Source organism: Nitrospirillum guanabarense, from assembly GCF_034653355.1.
Lineage (GTDB): Bacteria > Pseudomonadota > Alphaproteobacteria > Azospirillales > Azospirillaceae > Nitrospirillum.
Genome location: NZ_JAYEER010000005.1, coordinates 1 through 12,381, shown reverse-complemented (window position 1 = coordinate 12,381; position 12,381 = coordinate 1). Strand labels below are relative to the sequence as shown.

Below are 12,381 nucleotides of genomic sequence, written 5' to 3'. Positions count from 1 at the left end.
AAAGCCCCGCCGGATCGCTCCAGCGGGGCTTTTTGTTGGACGCTCGACCTCAGAAGTTCCAGCTGGCGCGGAGGACGCCGCCGTGGCTCTGGTAGTCGTGGCGGTACTCGCCGTTGTACTCCAGGCGCAGGCTGAAGGCTTTCGCTCTGCTGCAGGGTGGCGCCCAGGTTGACGGCCAGGCCGTCGGTGTTGACCCGCCCGGTGGTGCTGGCGAAGGCCACCCCCGCCAGCACGCCCGTGGTCGGGATGGGCGCGTCCTTGAAGTCGTGCACCCAGGCCACCCGCAGGTCCGGCGACAGCAGGCCGACGCCCGTGTTCCACTGCGTGTCCACCTTCAGCCCCAGTTCCTGCGTCACCGCGTTGGTGCCCAGCGTGTCCACCTTCAGGTTGGCCGGGCCGGCGTCGTGTTCCTGGTAGTCGTGGTTCACCAGGCGCACGAAGCGCAGGCTGTACTGCGGCGTGAAGGTGAACGCCCCCTGCTTGGGCAGGTCGTAGCCCACCGTCACCTTGCCCAGGTACTGCTCCCCGCCGTAATTGGCGTTGGCGCGGGCGCCCAGGAACTGGATGGCACGGCGCTGGTCGAAGTGGTTGTAGCCGAAGCCCAGCTGGCCTTCGACCGACAGCTTCTGGTCGGCGAAGTCCGGACGCCAGACGCTGTAGGCCGTCAGCTGGTAGCTGCCCACCCGCGTCGTGCTGCCCGCCATGACCCCCTGGCCCACCGAGGCGCTGTTGATCCAGCTGAACGCCAGGCCGGCCATGACCTCGTCGCTGGCGAACCAGTCGGCGCCCAGCACCAGGCCGGCGCTGCTGGCGCGGTAGCCCGCCGCCTCCGTCGTCGTGCCGCGCAGCACGCCGGCCCCCACGATCTCGCCCCAGATCACCCCCTCGCGCCCGTTGGAGCCCGCGGCCATGCCCTTCCCGCCGCCGTCCATCAGGCCGGCCACCGTTTCCTGGTGCTGGCTGATGGCCGTGGTCGTCGGCGTCACCGACGCCGCCGTCAGCTGCGGCGTCAGCTGGCTGGGCGACAGCTGCGCCACCGCCACCTGCTTGGCCGCCGGCGTCAGCGTCGCCAACGGCGCCAGCACCTGCTGCGTGAACGCCGCCAGCTGCGGGTTGGTGGTGATGCTGTTGCCGGCCAGCGCCGCGATCTGGTCCAAGGCGGCGCCCGTGCCCACCGCCGCACCGCCCTGCGCGTTGCCCACCGCCGTGTAGTTCGTGGCCCTGCCCGCCACCTTCACCACCAGCTGGGTGGTGCCGCCCACCGTCACCAGGTCGCTGGTCACGGTGTAGCCCGTGGCCGTGAAGTCCACGCCGCTCAAGGTCAGCCCATTGCCCGAGGCGATGGTGTAGGTCCCGGCCTGCAGGGCCCCCGCCCCGCTGCCCACGCCCTGCAGCAGCACCGAACCGCCGGTGAAGGCCGCGGCACCGCTGACCGCCAGGTTGCCGTAGCTGGTCGGCGTGGTCACGCCGATGGCCAGCGTGCCCGCCGACTGGCTGTAGCCGCCGGTGATGTTGATGGCGCTGTTCACCAGCAGGGTGGCCCCGCTGTTGAACACCGTGTGGCCGCCCGCGTTGATGTGGTCGTTCAGCAGCTGCGCGCCGCCGGTGAAGCGCACGTTGGACTGGGTGTTGCTGATCGTGCCGACGGCGCCGTTGTATCCGGTCAGGGTGCCCGGGCTGGCCAGGCTGCCGCCGGTGATGATCAGGTCGCCGGTCGACAGGTTGGTGATGTTGCCGGCCAGCGCCCCGCCGTTGGCCAGGGCGCCCAGCGTGCCCGTGGCGGCGATGTACAGCGCCGTCGGGCTGGCCACCGTGCCGGTGTTGTTGAGCGTATCCAGGCTGGCGCCGATGTAGTCGTTCGCCGCCGCCGCCAACAGGTTGCTGCCGCTGGTGACCGCGTTGGCCGTCAGGCCGGTGATGCCGCTGGTGACCGTGGCGCCGGCGTAGTTGGACCCCGTGCCGCCCTGGATCAGGGTGACGCTGTCGCCCATCAGGTAGTTGCCCACGGCGCTGACCCCGGCGTTGACCACGCCGCCCGTCACGTTGGCCGCCCCACTGACCGTCAGCACATGGCCGCCCGTGGTCAGCGTGCCGCCGCTCTGCGCGAAGTTGCCCGTGATGCCGACGTTGCCGGCCAGGCTGAGGCTGGCGCCGGCGTTGCTGACCGTGTGGGTCGCCACATTGATGGCGTCGCCCAGGCTGACCGCACCCGAGGCGAACAGCACGTTGGCGCCCGTGCTGGTGATGGTGCCGCCGCTGAAGCGGCCCACCGCGCCGTTGCCCCCACCGTTGATGGTGAGATCCCGGGCCGACTGGTTGACCACGTTGCCGACGAGGACGCCGCTGTTGGCCAGGTTGCCCAGGGTACCGGTGCTGGCGATGTACAGCGCCGTGGCGCCACCGGCCGTGTTCACGAGCGTGCCCGTGACGTTCAGGACGTTCAGGCTGGCCCCGATGTAGTCGTTGCCCGCCACCGCCAGTAAATTGTTGCCGCTGACCGAGCCATTGGCGTCCAGGCCCGCCAGACCGCTGGTGACCACGGCCCCGGTGTAGGACGAGCCCGCCCCACCCTGGATCATCGTCACGCTGTCGCCCACGAAGTAGTTGCCCACGCCGGACACCCCGGCGCTGACCGTGCCGCCGCTGACCAGCGCCGGGCCGCTGACCGTCAGCACATGGCCGCCCACGGTCAGGCTGCCCGCGCTCTGGGCATAGGTGCCGTTGACGCCGACGTCCGCGGTCAGCGCGATGGCCGCCCCGATGTTGCTGACCGTGTGCGTCCCGCCCACGTCGATGGCGTCGCCCAGGGCCACCGTGCCCGAGGCGAAGATGACGTTGGCGCCCGTGTTGCGGATGGTCCCGCCGGTGAACACACCCACCGTGCCACCCGTGCCGCCCCCAGTGGCGCCAATGATGGTCAGATCACGGGCGGAGACGTTGGTGATGTTGCCGCTGACGGTGCCGCTGTTGGCCAGGGCCCCCAGCGTGCCGGTGCTGGCGATGTACAGCGCCGTGGCCCCGCCCGCCGTGTTCACGAGCGTGCCCGTGACGTTCAGGGTGGCCAGGCTGGCGCCGATGTAGTCGTTGCCGGCAACGGCTGCCAAGTTGCTGCCGCTGGCGGACCCCAGCGCGTCCAGGCCCGTCAGCCCGCTGACCACCGTCGCCCCGGTGTAGGTCGAGCCATTGCCGCCCCGGATCAGGGTCACGGCATCGCCCACCAGGTAGTTGGCGGCACCCGCCATCCCGGCATCGACCACGCCGCCCGTCACCTGCGCCGCACCGCTGACGCCCAGGACGTGGCCGGCCACCGACAGGGTGCCGGCGGTCTGGGCGAAGTTGCCCGTGACGGCCACATCGCTGGCCAGCGTCAGGCTGGCGCCGGTGTTGCCGACCGTGTGGCCGGTCACGTCGATGGCGTCAGCCAGGCTGACGGCGCCGCTGGCGAAGCTCAGGTTGCTCAGGCTGTTGCGGATGGTGCCGCCGCTGAAGCCGCCCACCGTGCCACCGGAGCCCCCGACGATGACCAGGTCATTGGCACTGCCGTTGACCACGTTGCCGATGATGGCCCCGCTGTTGGCCAGCGTGCCCAGGCTGCCGGCGCTGGTGATCAGCACCGCCGTGGCGGCGTTGATCGTGCCGGTGTTGGTCAACGTCCCCAGCGTGCCGCCGACATAGTCGCTGAGCAGCGTCAGCAGCAGGTCGGTGGCCGCCCCGTTGGCGCCCGTGCCCAGGGTGGCGCTGAAGCCGCTGGCCGCGGCCGTCAGCCCGCTGGTGGTCAGCGTCCCGCCCACCTCGGCGATGGTGTAGCTCTGGCCCGCGATCAGGTTGCTGCCCGTCAGCGCCGTCACCGCCACCGTGCCCCCGGTGAAGGCCGCGTCGCCGCTGACCAGCAGCTCACCCGCCGTGGCCGCGCCGATGCCCATGGCCAGCGTCCCCGCCGACTGGCTGTAGTTGCCCGTCACGCTGAGGACGGTGGTCAGCAGCACGTTGGCGCCGCTGTTCACCAGCGTGCCCGTGCCAACATTGACCTGGTCGTTCAGCAACAGGGTGCCGCCGGCCAGTTCAACATTGGCCAGGGTGCTGGTGATCGTGCCGATGCCGCTGGTCCCCGTCAGCGTGCCCACGGTGCCGCCCGTGCCGCCGGTGAACACCAGGGCGTTGGCGCTGGTGTTGACGATGTTGCCCGATATCGTGCCGCTGTTGGCGATCGTGCCGATGCTGCCCTGGTTGTACAGGGCCGTCACGCCGGCGATGGTGCCGCTGTTGCTGATGACACCGATGGTGCCGCCGCTGGTGTTGCGCAAGGCCCGCCCGCTGACCGTGTCGGTGGCGCTGACCAGGCCGCTGTTGTCGAGGCTGGCGATGGTGCCGCTGTTGTACAGGCCATAGGCCACGCTGCTGATGGTGCCCTGGTTGATGACGGCGCCGATGGTGCCCCCATTGTTCAGGCCGGCGGCGTTGACCTCCGGCGCGTCCTTCAGCAGGCCGGTGTTCAGCACCGTGCCGATGCTGCCCTGGTTCCACAGGCCCACCCGGCCGGTGGCCGTGCCGCTGTTGTCCACCAGGCCGATGGTGCCCCGGTTGCGGATGCCATAGAGTTCGCCGTCCAGCACGCCGCTGTTGACCAGCGTGCCCAGGCTGCCGCCACTGGCGATGTAGGCCGCCGTCACCACGCCACTGATGGTCCCGGTGTTGTTCAGGGTTCCCAGCGTGCCGCCGATGTAGTCGTTCACCGCCGCCAGCACCAGGTCGACGTTGGACCCGATGGTGGTGACGCCGGTGCCGATGGTCAGGCCGGTGATGCCGGAATAGATGCCCACGCCGGTATAGCTGGACCCCGCCCCGCCCTGCACCAGGATGACGCCGGTTGACGACCCCACGATGTAGTTGGTGATGGAGCTGACGTCGGCCGTGATGGTGCCGCCGCTGATGGCGGCAACGCCACTGACCTCCAGATGGTTGCTGCCCAGGGCCAACGTGCCCGTGGCCTGGCTGTAGGCGCCGGTGATGGTGACGGTGCTGGCCAGGGCCAGGCTGGCGCCGCTGTTCACCACCGTGTGGCCGCCCACGTTGACGATGCTGTCGCCCAGAACCTGGGCCCCGCCCGCGAACACCACGTTGCTGGACGTGTTGGTGATGACGCCGCCCGTCAGCGTGCCACCACCGCCCGCGATGACCAGGTCGCTCGTCGACAGGTTGGCGATGGCGCCGCTGATCGTGCCGGCGTTGACCAGGGTGCCCAGCGTGGCGCTGGCGCCGTTGTACAGGGCGTAGTTGGTGCCCGTGATCACCCCCTGGTTCAGCAGGGTTCCCAGAATGCCGCTGTTGCGCACACCCGTGGCCGACCCCACGATGCCGCCCAGCAGCGTGCCGAAGCCGATGTTGCCCAGCAGAGCGATGGAGCCGCTGTTGTTGATACCGATGGAACCGGAGATCAGGCCGGCGTTCTGCGCGATGGTCAGCGTGCCGCTGTTGTTGATGCCCGCGGTCACGCCACCGATGGTCCCGGCGTTGCCCAGGCCGTACATCGTGCCCTGGTTGTCCACGCCCGCGCCCGTCGTGCCGAGGATGGTGCCGTAGCTGGTCAATGTGCCGAGGTGGCCGGCGTTGGCCACACCCACCGCGCCCACCATGACGCCCAGGCTGCCGCCCACCGTCCCCAGCGTGCCGTTGAGGATGCTGTTGATGCTGCCCAGGTTGTTCAGGGCGGCGGTGGCGCCCAGCAGCGTGCCGGTGTTCGTCAGGCTGCCCAGCGTGCCCGTCGCCGCGACGTAGACCGCGTTGTTGGCGATGATCGTGCCCGTGTTGTTCAGGCTGCCCAGCACCGTGCCCACATAGTCGTTCAGGCCCGCCAGATACAGGCTGTTGCCGCCCACCGAGCCCGAGACCTCCATGCCCGTCACGTCGGAGGTGTAGCTGAGTCCGGTGTAGCTGGAGCCGGTGCCGCCGGTCACCAGGGCGGTGGTCCCGCCCACGCCCGCCAGCATGTTGATGGCACTGGGGACGCCTGTGACGGCGATGGTGCCGCCGGTCACGACCGCGGCGCCGCTGACCGACAACGCGCCGGTGCCGTAGGCCTCCACCAGCGTGCCCGACGACTGGCTGAAGTTGCCCGTCACGCTGATGGCGGTGGTCAGCAGCACGTTGGCGCCGCTGTTCACCAGCGTGCCGCCACCCACGGTGACCCGGTCGTTCAGCAGCAGGGTGCCGCCCCCCAGCACCACGTTGGCCAGCGTGCTGGTGATCGTGCCGATGCTGCCCGACTGGCCGGTCAGGGTGCCGACCGTCGCCCCCGCCCCGCCGGTGATGGTCAGGGCGTTGGCCGACAGGTTGGTGATGTTGCCCTGGATCACGCCGCTGTTGGCCAGGACGCCCACGGTCCCGGTCGCGGCGATGTAGACCGCCGTCGTGGCGCTGAGCGTGCCCGTGTTGCTGAGGGTGCCGATGCTGCCGCCGACATAGTCGTTGCTGACCGTCAGCAGGAAGTCGTTGCCGCTGGTCGTCCCCGTCGCCCCCACGCCGGCCACGCCCGCGACCGTCGCCGTGGCCCCGGTGTAGCTGGAGCCCGCACCACCCGACACCAGGGTATAGGCGCTGCCCACCAGGTAGACGCCGCCGCTGGCGAGGCTGGCCAGCACCGTACCGCCGGTGATGCTGGCCGCCCCGGTCACCACCAGCTGGCTGACCCCCGGGTTGACCACCAGCGTACCCGCCGTCTGGCTGTAGTTGCCGCTGATGCTGATCGTCCCCGCCAATGCCAGCGACGCGCCCGTATTGCGCACGGTGTTGGCGCCGACGTTGACCTGGTCGTTCAGCGACAGCGCGCCCGAGGTGAACACGACATTGGCGTTGGCGCTGGTGATGGTGCCGATGCCGCCGCCGGTGCCCGTCAGGGTGCCCACCAGGTTGCCCGTGCCACCACCGATGCTCAGGTCGTTGCTGCTGTAGTTCTCGATGTTGCCACGGATCAGCCCGCTGTTCACCAGGGTGCCGACGCGGCCGGTCCCGGTCAGCAGCAGGGCGTCGCCCTGGGCGTTGATCGTGCCGCTGTTGACCAGGCTGCCGATGGTGCCGCTGGACAGCCAGATGGCGGTGTGGTTGCCGATCAGGCCGCTGTTGGTCAGGGTGCTGATCATGCCGAAGTTGGCGAGGGCCGTGGCGTAGGCGTCGTTGCTGGACTTGATGGTGCCACTGTTGTCCAGCGAGACGATGGTGCTGTTCGCGCCGTTGTACACGCCCGGCTGCGGGCCGGTGATCAGGCCGGCGTTGTTGATGCTGGCGATGACGCCGCCGCCGACGTTAAGCACGCCGCCACCCACCGTGGCGCCGCCCTGGATGGTGCCGCCGGCCTGGTTGATGAGGGTGCCGACCGTGCCCTGGTTGGACAGGCCGTAGCCGCTGTTGGTGCCGGTGCCGCTCAACAGCCCGCTGTTGGTCACCGTGCCGACCGTGCCTTGGATGCGCACGCCGTAGGCCGTGGACCCACCGTTGCCGGCCAGGGTGCCGCTGTTGTTGAGCGTGCCCAGGCTGCCGGTGCCATAAGCCACGAACAGCGCCGTCCGCGCCGCGCTGATGGTGCCGGTGTTGTTCAGGCTGCCCAGCACCGTGCCCACATAATCGTTGACGGCCACCGCCAGCAGGTTGTTGCCCGCCGTCGTGCCGTTCAGCACCAGCGGGAACAGACCCGACTGGACGCTGACGCCGCTGTAGCTGGACCCCACGCCGGCCGTCACCAGCGTCGCGCCCGTCTGGCCCGCGATGTAGTTGGCGTTGCCGTTCAGCGTGGTGGCCACCGTGCCGCCCGTCATGACCGCGGCGCCCGTGACCGCCAGGCCGTTGCCGTACCCCAGGTCCAGCGTGCCCGCCGACTGGCCATAATTGCCCAGGACCAGCACGTTGTGCACCAAGCCCAGGTTGGCGCCGCCGTTCATCACCGTGTGCCCGGTGGCGACGATGGTATCGTCGACCACCAGGTTGCCCGCGGCGAACACCAGGTTGCTGGCCGTGTTGGTGATCATGCCCTGGCCCGAACTGCCAGTCAGGGTGCCGAAGGTGCCGTTCGCGCCGCCGGTGATGATCAGGTCGCGGCTGCTGCTGTTGACGATGTTGCCGCTGATCAGACCGCTGTTGGCCAGGGTGCCGACGCTGCCGCCCGCGCTGATGGCCAGCGCGTTGACGGTGCCGGCCAGCGTGCCGCTGTTGCCGAGCGTGCCGACGCTGCCCGTGGCGGCGATATAGGCCGCCGTCTGGATGCCGCCGATGGAACCGGTGTTGGCCAACGTCGCCATGCCGCCGCCGACATAGTCGTTCCTGATGGCCAGCAGCAGGTTGTTGCCGCTGATGCTGCTGCCGCCAGTGGTGAGGCCCGTGACGCTGTTGGCCGTGACGACGGCGCCGGCATAGGAGGAGCCGGCGCTGCTGCTGATCAGGGTGGCGGTGCCGGCAAGGTAGATGCCGGCGCTGGTGAAGTTGGCCTTGACCGTGCCGCCCGTGATGCTGGCGGCCCCGTTGACCGTCAACTGACTGGTACCCGGGGTCACCGCCAGGGTGCCGCTGGTCTGGCTGTAGGTGCCGGTGATGGTGGTCAGGGTGGTCAGCGACAGATTGGCGCCGCCGTTCACCACCGTGTGGCTGCCGACATTGATATTGTCGTTCAGCAGCAGGTTCCCGGACGCGAACACCAGGTTGGCGCTGGTGTTGGTGATCAACCCCTGGCCGGCAGTGCCGGTTAGCGAACCGAAGGTGCCAATGCCGCCGCCGCTGATCGTCAGGTCGTTGACACTGTTGTTGAGGATGTTGCCTTGGATCAGGCCGCTGTTGACCAGCGTGCCCACCCGGCCGCCCACCCCGATGGCCAGGGCCTGAGTGCCACGAATCAGGCCGCTGTTGACCACGGTCGACAGTGTGGCGTTGGCGACGATGGCCTTGTGCGCCGCCGTGATCGTGCCGCTGTTGCTGATCGTGCCGATGGCGGCGCTCATGTAGATGGCGCTGGCGTTGGCCGCGATGGTGCCGTTGTTCAGCAGCGTCTGGATCGTGCCCGCCGCCTGGAACAGGCCATAGTTGTTGCCGATCAAGCCGTCGTTCAGCAGCGTGACGATGGTGCCGTCGTTACGCAGGCCCTGCTGCGCGCTGGCGCTGTTGGACTTGATGGTGCCGCCGCTGGCGTTGTCCAACAGTTGGATGGTGCCCGTGTTCTGCAGGCCGCCGTCATGGCCGGTCATGAGGCCATAGTTGACGACGGTGTTCAGGATGCTCTGGTTGATCAGGCCGTAGCCCACCGTGCCGGCCAGGCCGGCGAAGGTGCCGCCGATCGAATTGATCAGCGTGCCCACGGTGCCGCGGTTCAGCAGGCCGTAACCGCCGTTGACGCCGTCGCCGCTGATCAGGCCGCTGTTGGTCAGGGTCCCGATGGTGCCGGCGATGGACGCGCCATAGCCGGTGACGGCGCCCACACCCGCCAGCGTGCCGCTGTTGCTGACCGTGCCGATGCTGCCCGTGCTGCGCACGAACAGCGCCGTCTGCATGCCACCGATGCTGAGTGTGTTGTTCAGCGCGGGCAGCAGGGTCCCGACATAGTCGTTGGCCCCCATCACAACCAGGTTGGTGCCCACGCCGCCCGCCGCGGCGACCAGGCCGGCGATGGTGTTGGCCTGCAGGCTGACGCCGTTGTAGCTGGACCCGGCGCCGCCCGCCACCAGCGTGACGCCCTGGCCCGCGATGTAGTTGGCGGTCGCCGACAGGGTGGTGGCCACGGTGCCGCCGGTCATGACCGCCGCCCCGCTGACCACCAGCTCGCCGCTGGCACCCAGCACCAGGGTCCCCGTGGACTGGCTGTAGTTGCCCGTCACCGCGATGACGGTGTTGAGCGACACCGAGGCGCCGCCGTTGACCAGGGTGTTGCCGCCGACATTGACCGCGTCACCCAGGACGATGGCGCCCGAGGCCAGGGTCACGTTGGCCAGGGTGCTGGTGATGGTGCCGCCGCTGTAGGTGCCGGCCACCGTGCCGCCCGACAGGACCAGCCCGTTGGTCGACAGGTTGATGATGTTGCCGCTGATGGTGCCGGTGTTGACCACCTGGCCCAGCGTGCCGCCCGACGCCACCTCAACCGCGATGGAGCCGGCGATCGTGCCGCTGTTGACCAGGGTGCCCAGGCTACCGGTCGAGGCCACGTAGACCGCGCCCGTGTTGGCGCCGCTGTAGCTCAGCGCGCCGCTGTTGACGATGGAACCCAGCGAGCCGCCGACATAGTCGTTGCCGACCACCGCCAGCAGGTCGTTGCCCGACACGCTGCCGGTCAGGCCCAGGCCGGTGATGCCGCCGCCCGCCACCACCGTGGTGTTGTAGGACGAGCCCGCGCCGCCCTGCACCAGGGTGACGTTGCTGCCCCCCGCCAGGTAGTTGCCCGTGGCGTTGAAGCCGCTGGAGGTCACCGTGCCCGTGGTGATGGAGGCCGCACCGGTCACCGACAGCAGCGCGCCGCTGCCCAGCACCAGGGTGCCGGTGGCGCCCTGCGCGTAATTGCCCGTGACGATGACGGTGTTGGACAGGCGCAGCGAGGCGCCGCTGTTGACCACCGTGCGGCCGGTGGCGGTGATGTCGTCGTTCAGCAGCAGATTGCCGCTGCCGAACACCAGGTTGGCGCCGGTGCTGGTGATCCGGCCCTTGTCGGCGCCGCCGACGCTGCCGCTGACCCCCGTCAGCACGCCCACCACCGTGCCCGTGCCGCCGCCGATGGTCAGGGCCGTGGACGCGCCGTTCAGGATGGAGCCCGCGATGGTGCCGCTGTTGGTGAAGGTGCCGATGGTGCCGCTGCCGCCCAGGCGCAGCGCGGTCGGGCCCTGGATCGTCCCGCTGTTGGAGAGGGTGCCGATGGTGCCTTCGTTGAACAGGGCGGAACGGGAGGCGGACGTGATGAGGCCGGCGTTGGCCAGCTGGGTGATGCCGCCGCCGGTGTAGTTGTCCAGGCCGTTGATCACGCCGCCCACGGTGTTGGACAGCGTGCCGATGACCCCCGCATTGAACACGCCCGCCAGGCGGGACAGGGTGACGTCGGTGATGCTGCCGGTGGCGGCGATGGTGCTGGCGTTGGACAGGACGCCGATGGTGCCGCCCGACAGGTTGGCGATGCCGGCCACCACGTTGAAGCCGGTGACGGTGTCGCGGCCGGTGACGGTGACCAGACCGCTGTTGGACAGGGTGCCGATGGTGCCGCCGTTGGCGACACCGGCGACGACGTTGCCGGTGCCGCTGACGATGCTGCCGCTGGCGCCGATGGTGCCGCCCGTGGCGTTGGTCAGGGTGTCCAGGGTGCCGTAGTTCAGCACGCCGTCCGCGATGCGGGCGGCCGTGGCCAGGATGCGGCCGCTGTTGGTCAGGGTGTTGAGCGTGCCGTAGTTGGCGACGCCCACCGCGGTGGTCGACCCGCTGGTGATGGAGCCGGCGACCAGCCCGGCGTTGAGGAGGGTGCCCAGCAGGTTGCTGTTGGCGATGCCATAGGCGCCGGCGATGGTGCCGGCCGCCTGGTTGTTCACCAGGGTGATGGTATTGCCGTTGTAGATGCCCGAGTTGGGCAGGCTGTCCAGGATCTGGCCGCTGTTGTCGATGGTGCCGATGACGCCGCTGAAGTTGGCGACACCCACGCGGCCGGCGATGGTGCCGCTGTTGACCAGCGTGCCGATGGAGGCGGCCAGCGTGCCGGCCGACGCCATGAAGATGCCGTTGCCGAGGTTGGCCTCGCCGTTCAGCACGCCGGTGTTGGTCAGGGTGCCGATGGTGGCGGTGCCCGCCACGTAGAGCGCGGCGCTGGCCTGGCTGTTGGTCCCCAGCACGATGGTGCCGGCCTGCGTGAACGCCGCCGTGCTGGTGCCGAAGTAGTCGTTCTCGACCACGGCCTGCAGGTTGTTGCCCACCTGGGTGCCGGTGACCCCCAGGCCGCCCACGTTGGACTGCACCACCGGCACGCTCTGGCTGCTGACCAGGCTGTAGGTGGAGGCCGCCCCCGCCTGCACCAGGGTGGTGGTCTCTCCCGCCACATGGTTGGTCAGGCTGTCGAAGCTGCCGACCTTAATGTAGCCGTCGGTGATGATGGCGGACCCAGTGACCACCAGGGGGGCGTTCGGGCCCAGGACCAGCGTGCCGTTGGCGCTGTTCTGCAGGTAGTTGCCCGTGACCGTCACCCCCGGCGCCACGCCCAGCGTGCCGCCGCTGTTGTACAGCAAGTGCGCTGCCGACGTTGACCTGGTCCGCCAGGTAGATCTGGCCGCCCGAGACCACCACGTTGCCGCCCGTGCTGGTGATGGTGCCCAGCGTGCCGCCGGCGCCGGTGAAGGTGCCCCAGGCGCCGCCGCCGCCCCCTCGCAGGTTGAGGTCCGCCGA

2 protein-coding genes are annotated in these 12,381 nt (G+C 69.7%); one reads left to right on the top strand and one right to left on the bottom strand.

The features are described 5' to 3' along the window. Positions 1-12,182: hypothetical protein (locus tag UAA55_RS31120; protein ID WP_322957819.1), on the bottom strand; the 12,182-nt coding region annotated here is incomplete at its 3' end. Between UAA55_RS31120 and UAA55_RS31115 the strand changes: the two genes are divergently transcribed. Then, positions 12,172-12,381, top strand: a 210-nt coding sequence (locus tag UAA55_RS31115) for a hypothetical protein (RefSeq protein ID WP_322957818.1), incomplete at its 3' end; no start/stop codon positions are given. The two genes, UAA55_RS31120 and UAA55_RS31115, sit on opposite strands and share 11 nt — an antisense overlap.